24 protein-coding genes are annotated in these 21,727 nt (G+C 60.8%); 14 read left to right on the forward strand and 10 right to left on the reverse strand.

Annotated features, from left to right (window positions below; translation table 11 throughout):
- Positions 1–40 precede the first annotated feature (40 nt).
- Both choX and betC read right to left on the reverse strand, forming a co-directional pair.
- A complete protein-coding gene (choX, locus tag QRN41_RS21480; protein WP_123479135.1) occupies positions 41–955 on the reverse strand; it encodes a choline ABC transporter substrate-binding protein in 915 nt (304 codons plus the stop codon).
- 18 nt (positions 956–973) lie between these two features.
- Positions 974–2,485: a choline-sulfatase gene (gene betC / locus QRN41_RS21485; RefSeq protein WP_173603346.1), complete on the reverse strand. Its 1,512-nt coding sequence runs from the start codon at positions 2,483–2,485 to the stop codon at positions 974–976.
- Positions 2,486–2,588: 103 nt separating this feature from the next.
- On the opposite strand from betC, the gene QRN41_RS21490 reads away from it, so the two are divergent.
- The 6 genes from QRN41_RS21490 to QRN41_RS21515 all read left to right on the forward strand — a co-directional run bounded on the left by QRN41_RS21490 (position 2,589) and on the right by QRN41_RS21515 (position 8,336).
- Entirely contained in the window at positions 2,589–3,539 is a 951-nt protein-coding gene (locus tag QRN41_RS21490) for a choline sulfate utilization transcriptional regulator (RefSeq protein ID WP_167417370.1), read from the forward strand.
- A gap of 31 nt (positions 3,540–3,570) precedes the next feature.
- Positions 3,571–3,897 (forward strand): DOPA 4,5-dioxygenase family protein, encoded by a 327-nt coding sequence (locus QRN41_RS21495; protein ID WP_034111099.1) that lies wholly within the window; start codon positions 3,571–3,573, stop codon positions 3,895–3,897.
- A 166-nt stretch (positions 3,898–4,063) separates the two neighbouring features.
- Entirely contained in the window at positions 4,064–5,029 is a 966-nt protein-coding gene (locus QRN41_RS21500) for a 2-dehydro-3-deoxygalactonokinase (protein ID WP_167417371.1), read from the forward strand.
- A 1-nt stretch (position 5,030) separates the two neighbouring features.
- The gene (locus QRN41_RS21505) at positions 5,031–5,651 is read left to right on the forward strand and encodes a 2-dehydro-3-deoxy-6-phosphogalactonate aldolase (protein WP_167417372.1); all 621 of its coding nucleotides are present in this window, start codon (positions 5,031–5,033) and stop codon (positions 5,649–5,651) included.
- Positions 5,652–5,698: 47 nt separating this feature from the next.
- The gene (gene dgoD, locus QRN41_RS21510) at positions 5,699–6,847 is read left to right on the forward strand and encodes a galactonate dehydratase (RefSeq protein WP_034111103.1); all 1,149 of its coding nucleotides are present in this window, start codon (positions 5,699–5,701) and stop codon (positions 6,845–6,847) included.
- Between the two features lie 178 nt (positions 6,848–7,025).
- Positions 7,026–8,336, forward strand: a complete 1,311-nt coding sequence (locus QRN41_RS21515; RefSeq protein WP_034136328.1) for an MFS transporter — start codon at positions 7,026–7,028, stop codon at positions 8,334–8,336.
- Between the two features lie 68 nt (positions 8,337–8,404).
- Here the strand turns inward: QRN41_RS21515 and QRN41_RS21520 are convergent, their stop codons facing one another.
- From QRN41_RS21520 to trpB, 3 genes are all read right to left on the reverse strand, one after another.
- On the reverse strand, positions 8,405–10,063 hold the full coding sequence (locus QRN41_RS21520) for an FAD-binding oxidoreductase (RefSeq protein WP_167417373.1): 1,659 nt from the start codon (positions 10,061–10,063) through the stop codon (positions 8,405–8,407).
- Between the two features lie 174 nt (positions 10,064–10,237).
- The gene (gene trpA / locus QRN41_RS21525) at positions 10,238–11,047 is read right to left on the reverse strand and encodes a tryptophan synthase subunit alpha (protein WP_034101661.1); all 810 of its coding nucleotides are present in this window, start codon (positions 11,045–11,047) and stop codon (positions 10,238–10,240) included.
- Entirely contained in the window at positions 11,048–12,274 is a 1,227-nt protein-coding gene (gene trpB, locus QRN41_RS21530; RefSeq protein WP_167417374.1) for a tryptophan synthase subunit beta, read from the reverse strand.
- Positions 12,275–12,384: 110 nt separating this feature from the next.
- On the opposite strand from trpB, the gene QRN41_RS21535 reads away from it, so the two are divergent.
- Positions 12,385–13,281, forward strand: coding sequence for a LysR family transcriptional regulator (locus QRN41_RS21535; RefSeq protein WP_034136378.1), 897 nt, complete (start codon positions 12,385–12,387; stop codon positions 13,279–13,281).
- Here QRN41_RS21535 and QRN41_RS21540 read toward each other — a convergent pair.
- Complete coding sequence (locus QRN41_RS21540; protein WP_034101663.1) at positions 13,278–13,604, reverse strand: ElaB/YgaM/YqjD family protein; 327 nt, start codon at positions 13,602–13,604, stop codon at positions 13,278–13,280. The genes QRN41_RS21535 and QRN41_RS21540 overlap by 4 nt on opposite strands.
- Before the next feature lie 156 nt (positions 13,605–13,760).
- Between QRN41_RS21540 and QRN41_RS21545 the strand changes: the two genes are divergently transcribed.
- The gene (locus QRN41_RS21545; protein ID WP_003170747.1) at positions 13,761–13,976 is read left to right on the forward strand and encodes a dodecin; all 216 of its coding nucleotides are present in this window, start codon (positions 13,761–13,763) and stop codon (positions 13,974–13,976) included.
- A 113-nt stretch (positions 13,977–14,089) separates the two neighbouring features.
- The gene (locus tag QRN41_RS21550; protein ID WP_034136332.1) at positions 14,090–14,314 is read left to right on the forward strand and encodes a DUF1161 domain-containing protein; all 225 of its coding nucleotides are present in this window, start codon (positions 14,090–14,092) and stop codon (positions 14,312–14,314) included.
- Positions 14,315–14,377: 63 nt separating this feature from the next.
- On the opposite strand, the gene QRN41_RS21555 is transcribed toward QRN41_RS21550, so the two are convergent.
- Positions 14,378–15,379, reverse strand: a complete 1,002-nt coding sequence (locus tag QRN41_RS21555) for an LLM class flavin-dependent oxidoreductase (RefSeq protein WP_034111111.1) — start codon at positions 15,377–15,379, stop codon at positions 14,378–14,380.
- 216 nt (positions 15,380–15,595) lie between these two features.
- On the opposite strand from QRN41_RS21555, the gene QRN41_RS21560 reads away from it, so the two are divergent.
- Both QRN41_RS21560 and QRN41_RS21565 read left to right on the forward strand, forming a co-directional pair.
- A complete protein-coding gene (locus tag QRN41_RS21560; RefSeq protein ID WP_123479126.1) occupies positions 15,596–16,027 on the forward strand; it encodes an OsmC family protein in 432 nt (143 codons plus the stop codon).
- Between the two features lie 141 nt (positions 16,028–16,168).
- Complete coding sequence (locus tag QRN41_RS21565) at positions 16,169–16,408, forward strand: DUF1161 domain-containing protein (protein ID WP_016969660.1); 240 nt, start codon at positions 16,169–16,171, stop codon at positions 16,406–16,408.
- Here the strand turns inward: QRN41_RS21565 and QRN41_RS21570 are convergent, their stop codons facing one another.
- Positions 16,409–16,831, reverse strand: coding sequence for a PA0061/PA0062 family lipoprotein (locus QRN41_RS21570; protein ID WP_034136334.1), 423 nt, complete (start codon positions 16,829–16,831; stop codon positions 16,409–16,411).
- A 110-nt stretch (positions 16,832–16,941) separates the two neighbouring features.
- On the opposite strand from QRN41_RS21570, the gene QRN41_RS21575 reads away from it, so the two are divergent.
- Positions 16,942–18,045, forward strand: a complete 1,104-nt coding sequence (locus tag QRN41_RS21575) for an aminopeptidase (protein WP_167417375.1) — start codon at positions 16,942–16,944, stop codon at positions 18,043–18,045.
- 6 nt (positions 18,046–18,051) lie between these two features.
- On the opposite strand, the gene QRN41_RS21580 is transcribed toward QRN41_RS21575, so the two are convergent.
- Both QRN41_RS21580 and QRN41_RS21585 read right to left on the reverse strand, forming a co-directional pair.
- Positions 18,052–18,711, reverse strand: coding sequence for an HAD family hydrolase (locus QRN41_RS21580; RefSeq protein WP_099312980.1), 660 nt, complete (start codon positions 18,709–18,711; stop codon positions 18,052–18,054).
- Entirely contained in the window at positions 18,708–19,250 is a 543-nt protein-coding gene (locus QRN41_RS21585; protein WP_167417376.1) for a gamma carbonic anhydrase family protein, read from the reverse strand. The genes QRN41_RS21580 and QRN41_RS21585 overlap by 4 nt, the downstream gene beginning before the upstream one ends.
- A 54-nt stretch (positions 19,251–19,304) precedes the next feature.
- On the opposite strand from QRN41_RS21585, the gene prlC reads away from it, so the two are divergent.
- Both prlC and QRN41_RS21595 read left to right on the forward strand, forming a co-directional pair.
- Entirely contained in the window at positions 19,305–21,404 is a 2,100-nt protein-coding gene (prlC, locus tag QRN41_RS21590) for an oligopeptidase A (protein ID WP_173603347.1), read from the forward strand.
- Positions 21,401–21,673, forward strand: coding sequence for a YheV family putative zinc ribbon protein (locus tag QRN41_RS21595; protein WP_034101676.1), 273 nt, complete (start codon positions 21,401–21,403; stop codon positions 21,671–21,673). The genes prlC and QRN41_RS21595 overlap by 4 nt, the downstream gene beginning before the upstream one ends.
- The last annotated feature ends 54 nt before the right edge of the window (positions 21,674–21,727 follow it).

The following is a 21,727-nucleotide window of genomic DNA, read 5'->3' on the forward strand; positions in this document are numbered from 1 at the left end:
CCGAAGTTTGTGGGAGGGGGCCCTCCCACAATGTCAGCCTTTAGAGTTTGGCTTTTACCGCCGGCAATGCCTCCTGACCATCCAGGGTTTTTACGCCGTCGAGCCACTTGTCCAGTACCGCTGGGTTCGCCTTGATCCACGCCTTCGCCGCGTCGGCATTGCTGACTTTGTTGTTGGCGACCTCGGCCATAATGCTGTTCTCCATCTCTTGGGTAAAACTCAAGTTGGTCAGCAGTTTTCCTACGTTCGGGCAGGCCTGTGCATAACCTTTGCGTGTCAGGGTGTAGACGCTGCCGGTGTCACCGAAGTACTTCTCGCCGCCCTTGAGGTAGTGCATTTTCAGTTGCACGTTCATCGGGTGCGGGGTCCAGCCCAGGAAGGTGACGAAACGCTGTTTTTTCACCGCTCGCGACACTTCGGCCAACATCGCCTGTTCGCTGGATTCGATCAGCTTCCACTGGCCCAGGTCGAAGTCATTCTTCTTGATGATCTCTTGCAGCGAGATATTGGCCGGTGCGCCGGAGCCGATGCCGTAGATCTTCTTGTCGAACTTGTCGGCAAATTTGTTCAGGTCAGCAAAGCTATGCACGCCGGCATCCCATACGTAGTCCGGCACGGCGAGGGTGAACTCGGTGCCGTCGAGATTTTTCGCCAGTTGCACCACGTCGCCATTGGCCACGAATTTGTCGTAGAAGCCTTGTTGTGCCGGCATCCAGTTGCCCATAAACACATCCACTTGGCCGTCCTTGAGCCCGCCGAATGTGATCGGCACGGCCAGGGTATCGACCTTGGGTTTGTAGCCCATGCCCGTGAGCAGAAAACCGGTGATGGCATTGGTCGCGGCGATGTCGCTCCAGCCTGGGTCGGCCATCTTCACCGTCTCGCAACTGGTGTCTGCGTACACGTTGGCGCTGGTCAGCGCCAGGATGCTCAGTACTACCGTTAACTTTTGCATGGCCTTCCCTCAGTTTTATTAGTGTTGGCAGGGTTGTGGATAACGTGCCTTGCGCTCCAGGTCGTCGAGGTCGATATGGTTGCGCATGTACTGCTGACTGGCGTCGACCAGTGGCTGGTGATCCCAGCTCTTCAGCTTGCCGTGGGTCAGCGCCTCGAACACCAGGCGACGACGGCGTTGGCTGGCGAGCACCTGCTGGTGGATCGCCGGGATGTCCCATTTAGCCCGCGCTTCCTGCAAAAACGCCTCGAACAGTGGCCGGTGTTCCGGTGACTGGCTGAGGTCTTCCCGCTCGTGCGGGTCGTTGTGTACATCGAACAGCAGGCAAGGGTCGTCCTCGCTGTAGATGAATTTGTAGGCGCCCCGGCGGATCATCATCAGCGGGCTGATGGTGCCTTCGGCCATGTACTCGCCGAATACCTCGTCATGGCCGCCCTGCCCTTGCAGATGCGGAACCAGCGAGCGGCCGTCCAGCGGCAGGCGTGGGTCCAGTTCGCCACCGGCCAGTTCCACCAGGGTCGGCAGCAGGTCGGCGGTGGACACCGCAGCGCTCACCCGGCCCGCCGCGAATTGCCCCGGCGCGTATACCAGCAGCGGCACGCGGGCGGCCATCTCGAACCAGTGCATTTTGTACCAGAGGCCGCGCTCCCCGAGCATGTCGCCGTGGTCGCCGGAGAACACGATCAGGGTGTCGTCGGCCAAGCCGGTGTCTTCCAGGGTTTGCAGAAGTTTGCCGACATTGCTGTCGATGTAACTGCACGCACCGAAGTAGGCGCGGCGGGCGTCGCGGATCTTATCCACAGGCAGCGGCTTGTCCCACAGGTCATAGACCTTGAGCAAGCGTTGGGAATGGGGATCGAGGTCGCCTTGGGCCGGTGTGGCGGGCAAGGGGATATCGCTGTCGTCGTACAAATCCCAGAACGCCTTGGGAATGGTGTACGGGTCGTGGGGATGGGTCATCGACACGGTAAGGCAGAACGGTTGGTCGCCGTCTTCGCGGATATGGTCGAACAGGTATTGCTGGGCTTTGAACACTACTTCTTCGTCAAAATCCAACTGGTTGGTACGCACGCACGGGCCGGCTTGCAGCACCGAGGACATGTTGTGATACCAGCTGGGGCGCACGTCCGGCTCGTCCCAGTTCACCGCCCAGCCATAGTCGGCGGGGTAGATGTCGCTGGTCAGGCGTTCTTCGTAGCCGTGCAATTGGTCGGGGCCGCAGAAGTGCATCTTGCCCGACAGCGCAGTGCGGTAGCCGAGGCGGCGTAGGTAGTGGGCATAGGTCGGTACATCGGCGGGGAAATCCGCCGCGTTGTCGTAGGCGCCGATCTTGCTTGGCAACTGGCCGCTGACCAAGGTGAAACGCGAGGGCGCACACAGCGGGCTGTTGCAATAAGCGGCGTCGAACACCACGCCCTGGGCGGCGAGACGGCTGAGGTTGGGCAACTTGATTGGCGAGGCACCGTAGAACGGCAGCAGCGGCGCGGCCATTTGATCGGCCATGATGAAAAGAATGTTCTTGCGCTTCATGGGTTATCGGCATTCCATAGGCGGTGTTTATGCCAGTGAGCATGCAGCCCATGAAAAATGGGGTAAAGCCCATGAAAAGCAATGTCTAGGATAAGCACAGCTTATGTATGAAGCCCTGGGAGATCTGTCACTGGACCTGCTGCGCGCATTTGAAGCCGCCGCGCGCCACCGTAGTTTTACCGCCGCCGCCAGGGAGCTGGGCACCACCCAGCCGGCCATCAGCCAGCAGATCAAGCGCCTGGAAGAACAATTGGCGATTCGCCTGTTCGACCGCATCTACCGTGGCATTGAACTGACCGACGCTGGCGCGCTGCTGTTCGAACACGTCCAAGGCGGCCTGCAGGCCATCAACCAAGGCCTGAGTACGATCACCCAGCACAGCCAGCACGAAGTGCTGCAAGTGGCCACCGACTTTGCTTTCGCCGCTTACTGGCTGATGCCGCGCCTGCATCGATTCCACCAGGCCAACCCGCAGGTGGATGTAAGCCTGGTGACCAGCGAACGCAACCACGCCACCTTGCGCAGCGATATCGACGTGGCGGTGTTGTTCGGCGATGGCCGGTTCAAGCAGGGCGACAGTCTGTGGTTGTTCAACGAGGAGGTTTTCCCGGTGTGCAGCCCGCAGTGGCTCAAGGGCCAGGACAAACCCTTGGCCGTGCAGGACTTGCCCGACTGCCCCCTGCTGCACCTGCGCCAGGAAAACAACAGCCAGTGGTTCGATTGGAGCGGCGTGTTCCGCGAATTGGGCCTCAGCGCCGCACCGACCCCCGGCCAATTGCGCTTCGACAATTACACCTTACTGATCCAGGCGGCGATTGCCGGCCAAGGCGTGGCCATTGGCTGGCGTCATCTGGTGGATAACCTGCTGGAACAGAACTGGCTGTGCCGTCCGTTCAGCGACACGGTGATCTCCCGTTTCGGCTATTACGTGGTGCAACCGCAGCGCAAACGGCGTGGGCAACTGGTGGAGCGCTTCGTCGATTGGCTGGTGGCCGAACAAGCCAGCAGCGCGCAATCGCTGACCGGACTGGCCCTGCCCTCGATTGCGGTCTAGCATCTGGCGCACATCCCCATCGGAGCCGGTCATGCACCGTATCAAGGGTTATCACGCTCATATCTACTTTGATGCCAGCACGCTCGAACAAGCGCGCGCCTTGTGCGAGGACGCGGCCAAGCTGTTCCCGATACGCATGGGCCGTGTGCATGAGCGCCCCGTAGGCCCGCACCCGGACTGGAGCTGCCAACTGGCCTTCGACGCTGAGTACATCGGCGTAATGCTGCCGTGGCTGGCGCTGCATCGAAACGGACTGGTGGTGTTTCTGCACCCCGATACCGGCGATGAGTTGAAGGACCACACCGACTACGCGATCTGGATGGGTGCAATGCGCGAGCTGGATCTGTCGGTTTTTTAACCTCTTCTTGCAAGACGCAAGTCCGCACATTCCCGATGACACGTAGGACTTTGCTTGCCTATCTCCCACTATGTGGGATAGCCATTTATATATTGAGATATTTCACAGCATAGGTTTATAGTCGCCCATCTGCTTATTTCAGCACCCACACATTTCAGGTGAAGCGATGCAGGCGCAATTGATCGCGCTCGACTGGGGGACCAGCTCCCTTCGTGCTTACAAACTCGGCCCCGCAGGCGTGGTGCTGGAACAACGCTCGCTGGCGTCGGGCATCATGCATCTGCCCAGCGAACCCCGCGACATTGCCGGCGTGCGCTGCAGCGATGGTTTTGAGTTGGCGTTCGACGCAGCGTGTGGAGATTGGCTCGACGCCGAGCCACACCTGCCGGTGATCGCCTGCGGCATGGTGGGCAGCGCTCAGGGCTGGAGCGAAGCGGCATACCGCAATACGCCGGTGGACGTCGCCAGTCTCGGCAAAGCCTTGCACACCGTACGCAGCCTGCGTGGCGTGGCGGTACATATCGTGCCCGGCGTGATCGAGCAAGGCCGCTTGCCCAACGTAATGCGCGGCGAAGAAACCCAGGTGCTCGGCGTGCTGCACAACCGGGCGGCCGGCGGTGAAGTCTTGATCGGCCTGCCGGGCAGCCACTCCAAGTGGGTCGAGGTGGTCGGTGGCTGCATCACCCATTTCGACACCTTTATGACCGGTGAAGTGTTCGCGATCCTCAGCAAGCACAGCATTCTGGGGCGTACGCAACAGCCTTGCGAACATTTCCAGGCCGAAGCCTTTGATCGCGGCGTGCAAGTGGCGCGCTCTCAGGATGGCCAGCGCGGCGTGCTGTCGACGCTGTTCAGCGCCCGCACTCTGGGCCTGACCGCCGAACTCGCGCCCGACCAGCAAGCGGACTACCTGTCCGGTCTGATGATCGGTCATGAGCTGGCCGGTCTGCCTGAGCGCGCTCGGCACACCCCGATCATCCTGGTCGGCGCCGGCCCTTTATGCGCGCGCTACCAACGCGCCCTCGCCCTCTGCGGCTTTGCCCATGTCAGCCTGGCCGAAGAAGCCACCGAGCGCGGCCTGTGGCAATTGGCGCTGGCGGCCGGGCTCACTCAACCTGCAACGGAGGCCTGACATGCTCAAGCAAGCACTCGCTCAAAACGGTTTGATCGCCATCCTGCGTGGCCTGCGCACGGAGGAAGCCCAGGCGGTCGGCCAGGTGCTGTACCAGGCCGGCTTTCGCGTGATCGAAGTACCCCTTAATTCACCGGACCCTTACACCAGCATCCGCATCCTGCGTGACAGCTTGCCAGCCGATTGCCTGATCGGTGCCGGCACGGTGTTGACGCCCGAGCAGGTCGAGCAGGTGAAAGCCGCCGGTGGCCAAGTGATCGTCATGCCCCACAGTGACGCCAAGGTATTGCACGCTGCCAAAGCGGCGGGCCTGTACCTGTCGCCGGGTGTGGCTACGCCCACCGAGGCCTTTGCCGCACTGGCCGAAGGCGCCGACGTGTTGAAGCTGTTCCCGGCCGAGCAAATGGGCCCGGCGGTGATCAAGGCGTGGTTGGCGGTATTGCCGGCGGGCACGTTGTTGCTGCCGGTGGGCGGCATTACCCCGGACAACATGCAGGTGTTTACCGACGCCGGCGCCAAGGGGTTCGGGCTGGGTTCCGGGTTGTTCAAACCGGGTATGACAGTGGATCAGGTAGCGAGCCGCGCCCAGGCTTATGTCGCCGCCTGGAAAGCCCTGAGCTGAATTCAAGTTCTGCGCCCCTGGCGCTGCATCTACAAGAGAGATAACAGATGAAAATCACCAAACTGACGACCTTTATCGTCCCGCCGCGCTGGTGCTTCCTGAAGGTCGAAACCGACCAGGGCGTGACCGGCTGGGGTGAGCCTGTGGTCGAAGGCCGCGCCCACACCGTGGCTGCTGCCGTTGAAGAACTGTCCGACTACCTGATCGGTAAAGACCCACGCAACATCGAAGACATCTGGACCGTGCTCTACCGCGGCGGTTTCTACCGTGGCGGCGCGGTGCACATGAGCGCCCTCGCCGGTATCGACCAGGCGCTATGGGACATCAAGGGCAAGGCCCTCGGCGTTTCCGTCAGCGATCTGCTGGGCGGCCAGGTGCGCGACAAAATCCGCGTGTATTCATGGATCGGCGGCGACCGCCCCGCTGATACTGCCCGCGCGGCTAAAGACGCCGTGGCGCGTGGTTTCACTGCGGTGAAAATGAACGGCACCGAAGAGCTGCAATTCCTCGACAGCTTCGAAAAAGTCGACCTGGCCCTGGCCAACGTCGCCGCCGTGCGTGATGCGGTCGGCCCCAACGTCGGCATCGGCGTCGACTTCCACGGCCGCGTGCACAAGCCGATGGCCAAAGTGCTGATGAAAGAGCTGGACCCGTACAAGCTGATGTTTATCGAAGAGCCCGTACTCAGCGAAAACTACGAAGCGCTCAAGGAACTGGCGCCGTTGACCAGCACCCCGATCGCCCTGGGCGAGCGCCTGTTCTCGCGTTGGGATTTCAAGCGCGTGCTCAGCGAAGGTTATGTCGACATCATCCAGCCGGACGCCTCCCACGCCGGCGGCATCACCGAAACCCGCAAGATCGCTAACATGGCCGAAGCCTACGACGTAGCGCTGGCCCTGCACTGCCCGCTGGGCCCGATTGCGCTGGCGGCGTGCCTGCAACTGGATGCGGCCTGCTACAACGCGTTTATCCAGGAGCAAAGCCTGGGGATCCACTACAACGAGAGCAACGACTTGCTCGACTACGTGCGTGACCCCGGCGTGTTCGATTATGAGCAGGGCTTCGTCAAGATCCCTAACGGCCCGGGCCTGGGCATCGAGATCAACGAGGAATACGTGATCGAGCGCGCTGCCATCGGCCACCGCTGGCGCAACCCGATCTGGCGCCACGCCGACGGCAGCTTCGCCGAGTGGTGATGCTCACCTGAAGATACCTGGTAAAAAATGTGGAAGGGGGCTTGCCCCCGATTGCGATGGCCCTGCCACTGACGCTGTCGACTGACACTCAGCTATCGGCGGCAACCTCCCCTCCCACATTCAATCCGGTTTCTTCAGTAAGACTTGTCCTCAATAAACATAAGAAGAGACTCCCCCCATGCAACCTGAATCCTTGACCGGGCAGGCTCCTTTAGTCACGCCTAGCCGAAAGCGTTTCTTCATCATGGTGCTGCTGTTTATCACCGTGGTGATCAACTACCTGGACCGCAGCAATCTGTCGATTGCAGCGCCGGCCCTGACCAGTGACCTGGGTATCGACCCGGTGCACGTCGGCCTGATTTTCTCGGCCTTCGGCTGGACCTACGCGGCCATGCAAATCCCCGGCGGCTGGCTGGTGGACCGGGTGCCGCCGCGCATTCTCTACACCGCTGCCCTGCTGCTGTGGTCCATCGCCACGGTGATGCTCGGGTTTGCCGCCAGCTTTATTGCGCTGTTTGTGCTGCGCATGGCGGTCGGTGCGTTGGAAGCGCCGGCCTATCCGATCAACAGCCGCGTGGTCACCAGTTGGTTTCCCGAGCGTGAACGCGCCACGGCGATTGGCTTTTACACCTCCGGGCAGTTCGTCGGGCTGGCGTTCCTGACACCGGTCTTGGCTTGGCTGCAGCATCACTATGGCTGGCACATGGTGTTTGTGGTGACCGGTGGCGTCGGCATTCTGTGGGCGGCGATCTGGTACGCGGTGTACCGCGAGCCGCGTGACTTCAAAGGTATCAACCAGGCCGAAATCGACCTGATCCGCGACGGTGGTGGGCTGGTGGACCTCAGCACCCAAGCGGCCAAGACCAAGACGCCGTTCAGCTGGGTCGACCTGGGTATTGTCCTGAGCAAGCGCAAACTGTGGGGGATCTACCTCGGGCAGTTCTGCCTGAACTCCACGCTGTGGTTCTTCCTGACGTGGTTCCCGACGTATCTGGTGAAGTACCGCGGCATGGACTTCATCAAGTCCGGCATGCTCGCGTCGCTGCCATTCCTTGCGGCATTCGTTGGGGTGCTGTGTTCCGGGCTGTTTTCCGACTGGCTGATCCGGCGCGGCGCGAGCGTGGGGTTTGCGCGCAAGTTGCCGATCATCAGCGGCCTGCTGATCTCCACGGCGATCATCGGCGCCAACTTCGTCGAATCGACTCCGTTGGTCATCGCCTTCCTGGCCGTGGCGTTCTTCGGCAACGGGCTGGCTTCGATCACTTGGTCGCTGGTCTCGACCCTCGCCCCGGCGCGCTTGTTGGGCCTGACCGGCGGGGTGTTCAACTTCATCGGCAACCTGGCGGCGATTACCACGCCAATCGTCATCGGTTTCCTGGCCAGCGGCGATTCGTTTGCGCCGGCGATCACCTACATCGCGCTGCTGGCGTTGCTGGGGGCGTTGTCCTACGTGCTGCTGGTAGGCAAGGTCGAGCGCATCGAGCTGTAAACCAGCCACCCGCTGGCGAGGGCGCAATGCCCTCGCCAGCGGGGTTGTAGCCTCAGAGGCGCCGGTCGTTACGGGAGTGGCACCGACATTTCGTTGCGGAACACATTCAATGGGTCCCAGCGTTGCTTGGTTCTACGCAGACGGCTCTCGATGAGGGGGTTGGGGAAGAAAATTCCATACCACGACGGGTTCTTGGCATTGGCCGGGTCGCCGCCGATGTAGGTCATATCCAAGTCCGGGTAGTTGATGTAGCAGCCCTCGAATTGCGCATCGTCCGGCACGCCGGTGCTGAACGCCGCTTTAAAAAGTCCGCGAATCCAGTTGGCATGGGCCTGGTCCACTGCATCGTCCGCCGAATGCCAATAGCACTGCGGTTGCCATTTGAGGTACGAGGAACGCTGGGCGGCGGAGGTCTGCGCCAGGATCGGAGCCTCCATTTCGTTGATGCGCCCGCCAAACGATTGGATCTGGATCAGGCTCTGGGTCAGGTATTGCGCTGGGTCGGGCCATTTCAAAGTGTTCCAGATCGCGTCCTTGACCTGTAGCGTGAACGCGCCTTTCTGATACGCCGATTTATAGCGACCGCGCTGATTGTCGCCGGACCCGTTGAGCGATTGCGTGGCGTACAGCCAGTCCAGGCGCCTGGCGGCGTCATGGGCGGTGCGCAGGGAGGTGATGTGGCGGCCCTTATTCATGCCGCTGGGCTGGTGCACCACATGAAACGGCAACAATGATTCCCGTGCACTCCCGCCGACCGCAGCGAGCATGCTGCTGACAAAGTCGTCGAAGGGCGCGAGGTCATCAAGTTGGCCATCCTTGTCGACGTAATGAATGCCTAGAGTGACATTGCCGGTATTGGCGTGACGCATCTCCAGCTTGGTGGCCAGGCCCCAGGTGCTTGGGTCTGCCTGATGGCTTGCAAACCAGAGCTGATAAGCGTCCAGCAGCCCGCCGAGCTTGGTGCGGTCCAGTTCGTTCAAATCCCATTCCAACGGCAGCCAAAGCACTTCCTTCGGTGCCGGCGGCAGCGCCTTGAAGTAGTAACTGGTGATGATGCCGAACTGGCCGCCACCGGCACCGCAGCAGGCCGCGAACAAATCCAGCTCGTCGCTATCGGTGCTGTCGCGGGACACATGCACCGGTTCAAGGCCTGTGCCGGTGGCATCGGCCACCAGGATATCCACACCGTCCAGCCAGTCGCAGACCAGCCCGTATTTGCGCGATAGCAACCCGTAACCGCCGCCGCAGATATGCCCGCCGAGCCCCACCGAATAACAGGAACCGCTCGGCAAGGCTTTGCCCGCCAGCTTGTACAGCGCGACGCTGGTGTCCCAATTCTGGCAACCGGGTTCCAGGCGCACGCTGTAGCGGTAGGTCGAGTCGGGCATCAGCACTGAGCCAATCTGCCCGCTGGGGTCGTAGGCCACTTGGTTCATCTGGCCTACATCCAAAATCGATAATGCCTCGCCAGGCGCATTGGGCATCACGTTGGAGACGAAGCCCTCGTAACAGTGGCCGCCGCTGCGCACGGTGATGCGGCCCATGGGCATCGCCAATGCCTGGGCGGCGGCGTCGATGATGTCCTGGGGGGTGTGACACAGGTATATCAGGTTGGCGCCGTCGGGCGACGACTCGCCCTGAACGTTGCCTTTTGGCCAGCGCAGGTTGAAGCCTTTTTGCAAGGTGGAGTGACGCGAGTCTGAAGGTGGGACGAGATCAAATGCCATGATGTACTCCAGGGAGACAATGATGACTTCTGATGCAACTAACTTAACGACCGACGGAGCAAGAACGGTGGGGCTTGCAGAGGTGGTTAGACAGCAATAGGCAAGAAGTGCGTTGAAGGTGGGGCGCAATGCCCACCTTCAGCCTAGCCTAGATCAGTCGGGAGCCTGAGGCCTTTACTTACGAGCGTTGCGTACACCTTCCGACAATGCTGCGCAGTGGCTGAGCACGCCGTCGATAGCCTGCTGGTCACTGCTGGCATTGGCGATGTGATCGATCAACGCCGAGCCCACCACCACACCGTCCGCCAGCCGTGCAATTGCGGCGGCCTGTTCCGGCGTACGAATACCGAAACCGATGCTGATCGGCAGATCGGTGTGCCGACGCAGACGCGTGACGGCTTCTTCGACGTGTTCCAAGGTGGCGGCGCCGGCGCCAGTCACACCGGCCACCGACACGTAATACACAAACCCGGAACTGCCGTTGAGTACGGTCGGCAGGCGCGCGTCATCAGTGGTCGGCGTGGTCAGGCGGATAAAATCCATGCCTGCGGCCTGGGCCGGGTCGCACAGCTCGCCGTTATGCTCAGGTGGCATGTCGACCACGATCAAACCGTCCACACCGGCGGCTTTGGCATCGTCGATAAAAGCGGGCACGCCGTATTTGTGGATCGGGTTGAAGTAGCCCATCAACACCAGCGGTGTTTCGTTGTTGTCCTTGCGGAACTCGCGAACCATCTGCAGGGTTTTCGCCAGGTTCTGCTTGGCGGCCAGCGCGCGGATGTTGGCCAGTTGAATGGCCGGGCCGTCGGCCATTGGGTCGGTGAAGGGCATGCCCAGCTCGATCACATCGGCACCGGCAGCCGGCAGACCTTTGAGGATCGCCAGGGAAGCATCATAGCCAGGGTCGCCGGCGGTGACGAAGGTCACCAGGGCGGCACGGTTTTGTTCCTTGAGTTGCGCAAAGCGGGTTTGCAGGCGGCTCATTTAGTGTTTCTCCTGCTGAGACTGTTCCATGTGGTGCATCACGGTCTGCATGTCTTTGTCGCCACGGCCGGACAGGTTGACCACCATCAGGTGATCCTTCGGCAGCGTCGGTGCGCGCTTGAAGACCTCGGCCAGGGCATGGGCGCTCTCAAGTGCAGGAATAATCCCTTCCAGACGGCAGCATTTGTGGAAAGCATCGAGGGCTTCGTGGTCGGTCACCGAGGTGTACTGGACGCGGCCGATATCATGCAACCACGCGTGTTCCGGGCCGATGCCTGGGTAGTCCAGGCCGGCGGAAATCGAGTGGGCGTCGATGATCTGGCCGTCGTCGTCCTGCAACAGGAAGGTGCGGTTGCCGTGCAGTACGCCCGGTACGCCGCCGTTGAGGCTGGCGGCGTGCTTGCCGGTCTCAATGCCGTGGCCGGCCGCTTCGACGCCGATGATTTCCACGCTCTTGTCGTCCAGGAATGGGTGGAACAGGCCCATGGCATTGGAACCACCGCCGATGCACGCCACCAGGCTGTCCGGCAGGCGGCCTTCCTGGGCTTGCAGCTGGGTGCGGGTTTCCTTGCCGATCACGGCCTGGAAGTCGCGCACCATCGCCGGGTACGGATGCGGGCCGGCCACGGTGCCGATCAGGTAGAAGGTGCTGTCGACGTTGGTGACCCAGTCGCGCAGGGCTTCGTTCATCGCATCTTTCAGGGTGCCGGTGCCGGCGACCACTGGGATCACTTCAGCGCCCAGTAGCTTCATGCGGAACACGTTGGCCTGCTGGCGCTCGATGTCGGTGGTGCCCATGTAGATCACGCATTGCAGGCCGAAACGCGCAGCCACGGTGGCAGTGGCCACGCCGTGCATGCCAGCGCCGGTCTCGGCGATGATGCGTTTTTTGCCCATGCGTCGCGCCAGCAGGATCTGACCGATGCAGTTGTTGATCTTATGCGCGCCGGTGTGGTTCAGCTCTTCGCGCTTGAGGTAGATCTTGGCGCCGCCGCAGTATTCGGTCAGGCGTTCGGCGAAATACAGCGGGCTTGGGCGACCGACGTAGTCGCGCTGGAAGTAAGCCAATTCCTCGTTGAATGCCGGATCGATCTTGGCCGCTTCGTATTCGCGGGCCAGGTCGAGGATCAACGGCATCAGGGTTTCAGCGACGTAGCGGCCGCCGAAGGTGCCAAACAGGCCGCTGGCGTCTGGGCCGTTGCGTAGATCGGTCTGGGACTGAGTCATGGGACGCTCCAGGAAAGAATTCGTGTGGGAAGCAATGAGGGCCACTCTACCCCTCACATTCGATGCTGAAAACCGATAAGATCGCCGCAACCTGTCAGGAAAACTCACAGATGAGCCGAGACCTCCCGCCCCTCAATGCCTTGCGCGCATTTGAAGCCACCGCGCGCCTTAACAGCGTCAGCCAGGCCGCTGAGCAACTGCATGTGACCCACGGCGCAGTGAGTCGCCAGTTGAAGGTGCTCGAAGAACACCTGGGCGTCAGCCTGTTCGTCAAAGAAGGTCGTGGCCTTAAACTCACAGATGCCGGGGTAAGGCTGCGGGACGCCAGCGGCGAGGCGTTCGAGCGCTTGAGGGATGTGTGTGCCGAACTTACTCAGAGCAGCGTGGATGCCCCGTTTGTGCTCGGTTGCTCAGGCAGCTTGCTCGCGCGCTGGTTGATCCCGCGGCTGGGCCGGCTGAATGCCGATCTGCCGGACCTGCGTCTGCATCTTTCGGCGGGCGATGGCGATCTGGACCCGCGTCGGCCTGGGCTGGATGCCTTGCTGGTGTTCGCCGAACCGCCATGGCCGGCGGATATGCAGGTGTACGAGTTGGCCAGTGAACGTATCGGGCCGGTAATGAGCCCGCGCTTCAGCGGCTACGAGCGTTTGCGCCAGGCGCCCGCCTCGGCGTTGTGTGGCGAGGCGCTGTTGCACACCACTTCACGACCCCAGGCTTGGCCCAGCTGGGCGCAGCAATACGGCATCGCATCGGCGGCGTTAAAGCACGGGCAAGGCTTTGAGCACCTGTATTATTTGCTGGAGGCGGCAGTGGCCGGCTTGGGCGTGGCGATCGCGCCGGAGCCGTTAGTGGCAGAGGATCTGCGGGCCGGTCGCCTGGTGGCGCCGTGGGGTTTTAGCGAAACCCCGGCGCACCTGGCGTTGTGGCTACCCAAGCGCGCCGCGGATGGGCGCGCTCGGCAATTGGCGCAATGGCTCAAGGCTGAGCTGTCGCGCCAACCGGTTTAGTCACCGCGCTTGCACAGCAGGTAAGCCGCCAGCAGGCCCAGTGCGCCAACGGCGACGCCGGCGGTGGTCCATGGGTGCTCTTGTGCGTAATCGCGAGTCGCTACGCCGGTTTCGCGCAGTTTGACTTTGCTTTCTTCGTAGGCGTCGGTGATCAGATGACGGGAATGCTTGAGTGCGTTCTCGGCATTGCTTTTCAGGGCCTTCAAGGTTTTGCGCGACTCATCGGACGCATCGTCCTTGAGACTTTCAAGGGACTTGAGCAGGCTCGAAATCTCGGCTTCCATGCTTTCCAGCGACGCTTTGCGTAAAGAAGTGTTGGCCATGTGGACTCTCCTGAAGTGATTGAGTGGCGTGTGTAGATACCGACTGCGGGGTTTGCAGAAAGTGCAGTAAATCTGAACTTTCGGGTAGGAACGGCCGCCAGAAGCAGTACGAAGATTGACTGCTAGGCTGCATAAACCACCCTTAGGAGAAACACCATGAGCGATCATCACACGTACAAGAAAGTCGAATTGGTGGGTTCGTCCACCACCAGCATTGAAGACGCAATCAACAATGCCATCGCCGAAGCGAACAAGAGCCTCAAGCATCTGGAGTGGTTCGAAGTCACCGAAACCCGTGGCCATATCGAAAACGGCAAGGTGGCGCATTACCAGGTGACGTTGAAAGTGGGATTCCGAATTGCCAGCAGTTGATCCCGTGAGTTGAACTTGCTGACTGGCCGATTGCCATAACCTGCGCTACACCGTTCGGGTGCCGATGCCGTTGCATCGGCACGTCCATTTCGATCAGCGCAAGGAAGTAACGGATGAAGAAGCTCCTGTTAGCAGTAGGTTTGTTGAGCATTGCAGGCTCCGCACTGGCCGCGGGTAAGCCGTGTGAAGAGCTCAAAAGCGAAATTGCCGCGAAAATCGACGCCAAAGGTGCTTCGGGCTATTCGCTGGAGATCGTCGACAAAGGCGCTTCGACCGACGCCCAAGTGGTCGGTAGTTGCGAAGGCGGTACCAAGGAAATCGTCTACAAACGCGGCTAACCCCGTGTTGCAGACATAAAAAACCGACGCGGGTGCGTCGGTTTTTTTTCGCCTGAGGTTGGGTCAGCCCTTCATCAGCTGCGCCAGCAACTCGTAGGAATGAATCCGGTCGGCGTGTTCGTAAAGGTCGCAGGTGAAGATCAACTCGTCCGCGCCGGTCTGTTCGATCAGCACCTCAAGTTTGGCGCGGATCTTCGCCGGGCTGCCCACCATGGCCAGGCCGAGGAAACTGCCGACTGCGTCCTTTTCATGGGGCAACCACAGGCCGTCCATGGTTTTCACTGGTGGGCGCTGCACCAGGCTCTGGCCGCGCATCAAGGCGAGGATGCGCTGGTAGACAGACGTCGCCAGGTAATCGGCCTGCTCGTCGGTATCGGCCGCCACCAGCGGAATGCCCAACATCACGTAGGGTTTGTCCAACACGGCTGAAGGCTTGAAGTGGTTGCGGTACACGCGAATGGCTTCGTGCATAAGGCGCGGTGCGAAATGGGAGGCGAAGGCGTAAGGCAAACCGCGCTCGCCGGCCAGTTGCGCACTGAACAGGCTCGAACCCAGCAGCCACACCGGTACGTTGGTGCCGGTGCCGGGAACAGCGATGACCCTTTGATCTGGCGTGCGCGGGCCCAGGTAAGCCATCAGTTCGGCCACGTCTTCGGGGAAGTCATCGGCGCTCCCCGAGCGCTCACGGCGCAGGGCGCGGGCGGTCATCTGGTCGGAGCCAGGCGCGCGGCCCAGGCCCAGGTCAATGCGCCCGGGATACAGGCTTTCGAGGGTGCCAAACTGCTCGGCGATCACCAGCGGCGCGTGGTTGGGCAGCATCACGCCGCCGGAGCCGACGCGAATCGTCGAGGTGCCGCCGGCCAGATAGCCGAGCAATACTGAAGTGGCCGAGCTGGCGATGCCATCCATGTTGTGGTGTTCAGCCACCCAGAAGCGGTTGTAGCCGAATTTTTCCAGGTGCTGAGCCAGGTCCAGGGAATTGCGCAAGGACTGCGCCGGGCTGCCATTGGCCCGCACGGGCACCAGGTCGAGGGCGGAAAACTTAATGTCGGACAGCGATTTCATAAGCCTGCTTCTCCAGTAGGGGCGCAGGCTTCTTAAGACGAACCAAAACCTGCCGCTTCATGTGCATGTTCTATGCAATGAGGGCATATACCCGAGATTCAATAGCGCGCGTAAAAAATCCTACGTAATTGCTGGGTTTTTCCTATGACTGAACTTTGCCAGAGCTTCTATCCTCAGAACCTTACTGAAGCAAAACCACCGTTCGAGGAGAAAGCTATGAGTATCGTTAAAAAGGCATCCGCGCATTGGGAAGGTGATCTGAAGACAGGTGTGGGCTCCATTTCCACCGAAACCGGCGTACTGCGTGACGCGCCTTACGGCTTCAAGGCCCGTTTTGAAGGCGGCAAGGGCACCAACCCCGAAGAGTTGATCGGAGCGGCCCACGCCGGCTGTTTCTCCATGGCGTTTTCCATGATTCTGGGCGATGCCGGCCTCAAGGCTGACAGCATCGACACCCAGGCAGACGTGACCTTGGACCAAGTCGACGGTGGCTTTGCGATCACCGCCGTGCACCTGACGCTCAAGGCCAAGATCCCAGGCGCCAGCCAGGCCCAGTTCGATGAACTGAGCAAAAAGGCCAAGGAAGGTTGCCCGGTATCCAAGGTGTTGAATGCAACCATCACCCTGGATGGCACGCTCGTAAACTGACACAAGGTCCATCGTGGGAGGGCGTAAGCTGCCTCCCACGATGTTCTGCGTTAAATCAGAACTCCCGTTTCACACCTGTGGTCCTATACCCTATGCAGCCTAGTCGCACACTCGTGCGCAATGCATTCAGGGAGCTTCAACATGAAACGTTTTGCCTTGGCGATCATCTGCGGTGTGTTGGCCACATCGGCCGTGGCCGCTCCAAAAGATTGTGAAGAACTCAGGAAAGAGATCGAAGTGAAGATCCAGGCCAAGGCGATTCCGTCCTACACCCTGGAGATCATCACCGCCGAAGAAGCCAAGAACCACGACAGCGCCATGATCGTCGGTAGCTGCGAAAACGGCACCAAACGCATCATCTACCAGAAAAACAACGACTGATTAGAGGCAGTTCACACTGCGCTCCTCTGCCAGCAACTGACGGGCCGAGTCGTAGAGCCGGATGTTGGGCGTGAAGGCCAGCGAGCGACCTTCGAGCAGGTAGCGCTGGCCGGCCTGGAAGTGGTCGTACTGCAACGTCATAAAGCAGGTTCGGTACATCATCTGGCTGAGTCCACCCAGGCCGCCACCCGCTGGCACCTCAAAATCAAAACGCACCATCAGCTCATGGGCGCCGGGCGGCATTTGGAAGTAGCGCCCGTCGTCGAGATTCTTGCCGTCCAGACGCTGTGCCATCACCAGCTTCGCTCCCGGAGTGGGCGTGATGAAATCGACCCATGCCTGTTTTGGATCGGCCGACGGCACCGGCGTTGTGGTGCAGGCACTCAGAAGTAAGGCAGCGGCGGCAAACAGCAATGGGCGCATGGCACAGTCTCTATGCAGGATGAGGTTTGAGTATAAACACCTCAGGCCGTGGAAAAATTCCCGGCAGGCACGCTAGTCTGGCGCGCACATTACCCAGGAGCAGTCGGAATATGGTCAGGCGTTTTGTTGTTGCGGCGTTGACTGTGCTGCTGAGCGGTTGTTCCAGTGTCACTTACTACAGCCAGTTGGCGAGCGGTCAATGGCAGTTATTGCGAGCCCGCGAGCCCGTGGCCCAAGTCATTGCCGACCCGACGCGCCCCCAAGTGCTGCGCGAACACCTGGCACAAGCGCAGAAGGCACGCACCTTCGCCAGCGACCATCTGCACTTGCCCGACAACCTGAGTTACAGGCTGTACGCGGACATCGGTCGTCCCTATGTGGTCTGGAATGTCTTCGCCACGCAGGAGTTTTCTCTGACGCCTCAGACCCATTGCTTTCCCATTGCCGGCTGCGTGGCCTATCGCGGTTATTACAACCAGGGCGCCGCACGCGGCGAGGCGGCAGTGTTGAAACTGCAAGGCATGGATGTGGCGATCGGCGGCGTGGAGGCTTATTCCACCCTGGGGTGGTTCGACGACCCGATCATGAACTCGATGATGAACTGGGGCGATGAGCGGCTGGCCACGTTGATCTTCCATGAATTGGCTCACCAGCGTTTCTATGTAAAGGACGACACGGAGTTCAACGAGTCGTTTGCCAGTTTCGTCGAGCAAGAAGGCACGCGCCAATGGCGTGCAGCGAGGGGGCTGGGGCCGATCAGCGATACCCAGGCGCGGCAGCGCGAGCAATTTATCCGCTTGATCCTCGACACCCGCCAACGCCTGGAAAAACTTTACGCACAACCCTTGGCTCCGGAGGTGATGCGCCGGGCCAAGGCGGCGCAGTTCGAGCAATTGCGCCACGACTATCGACAACTGCGCGACACCCAGTGGGCGGGCGACAAACGCTATGACGCCTGGATCAATCAGCCGATGAATAACGCCCGGCTGCTGCCGTTTGGGCTGTATGACCAATGGGTGCCGGCGTTTGCGGCGTTGTTTGCCCAGCAAGGTGGGGACTGGCTGAAATTCTACGCCGCAGTGGAAAAGATGGGCGAGATGCCGCCGATGCAGCGCAAGGCTGCGTTAAGGCAGTTGGAGGGTGTGGGCTTGTTGGGCCTCATCGGGGGCAAGCCCCCTCCCACCTTTTTACGCTGCACAGCTTGCCCCCGATGACGATTTTTAAGGCCGCTGCAAAAACGCCCCGTGCATCGCGGCCAATGTCTCGAAATGCCAGGTCGGCGCTTCGGCATTCAATTCTTCAAAGCTGCCAAATCCATACCCCACCGCCGCCGAATCCAGCCCATTGCTACGGGCGCCGATCAGGTCGTGCTTGCGATCGCCGATCATCAGGGTGTTGGCCGGGTCCAGGCCCTCTTCTTTGATCAGGTGGGCAATCAGCTCGACCTTATTTGTGCGGGTACCGTCCAGCTCGCTGCCGTAAATCACCTTGAAGTGCTTGGCAAAGTCGAAATGCCGCGCAATTTCCCGGGCAAATTCCCACGGCTTGGAGGTGGCGATGTACAGCTGGCGGCCTTGGTTGTTGAGTGCCTCCAGCAACGGCATCACCCCGTCGAATACGCGGTTTTCGTACAGCCCGGTGACCTTGAAGCGCTCGCGATAGAAATTCACCGCGTCCCAGGCCTTGGCTTCATCGAAGTCATAGAACTGCATAAAGGCTTGCAGCAACGGCGGGCCAATGAAGTGTTCCAGGCGGGTCAGGTCTGGTTCATCAATGCCCAACTTGGCGAGGGCGTACTGGATCGAGCGGGTGATGCCTTCGCGCGGGTCGGTAAGGGTGCCGTCCAGGTCGAACAGCACGGTGGAGTAATGCAGAGTCATCGGTCGAATCCTTCCGCCAGGTGCAGGTCTTTGAGCTTCACGTAGTTCGCCGCGCTGTAGGTGAAAAAGGCGCGTTCCTTGTCAGTCAGCGCACGGATTTGTTTCACCGGGCTGCCCACATACAAAAAACCGCTTTCCAGTGTCTTGCCCGGCGGCACCAGGCTGCCGGCGCCAATGATCACCTCATCTTCCACCACTGCGCCGTCCATCACGATGCTGCCCATGCCGATCAGAATACGGCTGCCCACCGTGCAACCATGCAGCATGACCTTGTGGGCGATGGTCACATCGTCGCCGATCAGCAGCGGGAAACCGTCGGGGTTGAAGGGCCCGGCGTGGGTGATGTGCAGCACGCAGCCATCTTGGATGCTGGTGCGCGCGCCGATACGGATGCGGTGCATGTCGCCGCGAATCACGGTCAGCGGCCATACGGAGCTGTCGGGGCCGATTTCGACATCGCCGATCACCACCGCCGAAATATCGACAAACGCCCCGGTGCCCAGGGTTGGCGTGTGGTTCTGATAGGTGCGAAGGGTCACGATAGCTTCTCTCTCTTTTGCTGATAGCTGCGGTGGGCATTGATTGTAATTAAGATGGCCCCATCTTTGTTCTTACATGTTTCTCCAGCCAAGGTACCCACCGTGAGCGCGAACAACCCTCTTCTGCAGCCCTACGACCTGCCGCCGTTCTCGGCGATCCGTGCCGAGCACGTTCAGCCGGCCATTGAACAGATCCTCGCCGACAGCCGCGTTGCCATCGAAGGCATCCTGCAAAGCCAGGGGAAAAATCCGACATGGGCCGGCTTGGTCCTGGCCATGGATGAACTCAATGATCGCCTGGGCGCGGCCTGGAGCCCGGTGAGCCACCTCAACGCCGTGTGTAACAGCGCTGAATTGCGTGAAGCCTACGAGGCGTGCCTGCCGGCACTGAGTGCTTATTCCACCGAAATGGGCCAGAACCGCGAGTTGTTCCAGGCCTTCGAAGCCTTGGCCAATAGCCCGGAAGCCGCTGGCTTCGATGTGGCGCAAAAAACCATCCTCGAACACTCCCTGCGCGACTTCCGCCTGTCGGGTATCGATTTACCGCCCGAGCAGCAAAAACGTTATGCCGAAGTGCAAAGCAAACTCTCCGAGCTGGGCAGCAAGTTTTCCAACCAACTGCTCGACGCCACGCAGGCTTGGACCAAGCACGTCACCGATGAAGCCACCCTCGCCGGCCTGACTGACTCGGCCAAGGCGCAGATGGCCGCCGCCGCCCAGGCCAAGGGTCTCGAAGGTTGGCTGATCACCCTGGAGTTCCCTAGCTACTACGCGGTGATGACCTACGCCCAGGACCGCGCCCTGCGTGAGGAAATCTACGCAGCCTACTGCACCCGTGCGTCGGACCAAGGCCCGAATGCCGGTCAGAACGATAACGGCCCGGTGATGGAACAGATTCTCGACCTGCGTCAGGAACTGGCCAGCCTGCTGGGCTACGCCTCGTTCTCCGAACTGAGCCTAGCCACCAAAATGGCCGAGTCCAGCGACCAAGTGCTGAGCTTCCTACGTGACCTGGCCAAGCGCAGTAAGCCGTTTGCCGCTCAGGATCTGGAGCAGCTCAGGGCCTACGCCGCCGAACAGGGCTGTGCCGATTTGCAAAGCTGGGACAGCGGTTACTACGGCGAAAAACTGCGCGAGCAGCGCTACAGCGTGTCCCAGGAAGCCCTGCGCGCCTACTTCCCGATCGACAAAGTGCTGAGCGGCCTGTTCGCCATCGTGCAGCGCCTGTATGGCATTGAGATCGCCGAGCAAAAGGGTTTCGACACCTGGCACCCGGACGTTCGCCTGTTCGAAATCAAGGAAAACGGCCAGCACGTCGGACGCTTCTTTTTCGACCTGTACGCCCGCGCCAACAAGCGCGGCGGTGCCTGGATGGACGGCGCGCGCGACCGTCGTCGCACCATCAATGGCGTGCTGCAAAGCCCGGTGGCCAACCTGGTGTGCAACTTCACCCCGGCCGACAGCGGCAAGCCTGCTCTGCTGACCCACGATGAAGTCACCACGTTGTTCCACGAATTCGGTCACGGCCTGCACCACCTGCTGACCCGTGTCGACCACGCTGGTGTCTCCGGGATCAACGGTGTGGCATGGGATGCGGTGGAGTTGCCGAGCCAGTTCATGGAGAACTGGTGCTGGGAGCCGGAAGGTCTGGCGCTGATCTCCGGCCACTATGAAACCGGCGAGCCGCTGCCCCAGGACCTGCTGGAAAAAATGCTCGCGGCGAAGAACTTCCAATCCGGCCTGATGATGGTGCGCCAGCTGGAGTTCTCGCTGTTCGACTTCGAACTGCATGCTACTCATGGCGATGGTCGCAGCGTGGCGCAGGTGCTTGAAGGCGTACGCGACGAGGTTTCGGTCATGCGTCCGCCGGCCTACAACCGGTTCCCCAACAGCTTTGCGCACATCTTCGCCGGTGGTTACGCGGCAGGGTACTACAGCTACAAATGGGCCGAAGTGCTGTCGGCGGATGCCTTCTCCAAGTTCGAAGAAGAGGGCGTGCTCAATGCTGAAACCGGCCGTGCGTTCCGTGATGCGATCCTGGCGCGTGGCGGTTCCCAGGCACCGATGGTGCTGTTCGTCGATTTCCGCGGCCGCGAGCCTTCCATTGACGCTCTCTTGCGTCACAGTGGCTTGAGCGAGGACGCAGCAGCATGAGCCAAGGACCTGTAATCACCAAAAAGCAATTTATCGCCGGGGCTGTGTGCCCGGCGTGCAGCGAGCCGGACAAGCTGAAAATGTGGACCGAGGACAACGTGCCCCATCGCGAATGCGTGGCCTGCGGCTATACCGACACGCTCAATGATCAAGGCTTGTCGGTGCCCAAGGAACTGGGTACGCGGGTCAATACCTCGGCGCTGAAAGTGCCGGATCCGAAGGTGCAGGCGGTGCAGTTCTTTCCGAACCCAAAGCTGAAAAAAGACTGAAGAAACCTCCCTCAATCCTGTAGGAGCGGGGGGCTCGCAAAGAGCCTCAAGACA

The organism is Pseudomonas sp. efr-133-TYG-23 (assembly GCF_030209215.1).
Classification (GTDB): Bacteria; Pseudomonadota; Gammaproteobacteria; order Pseudomonadales; family Pseudomonadaceae; genus Aquipseudomonas; species Aquipseudomonas rhodesiae.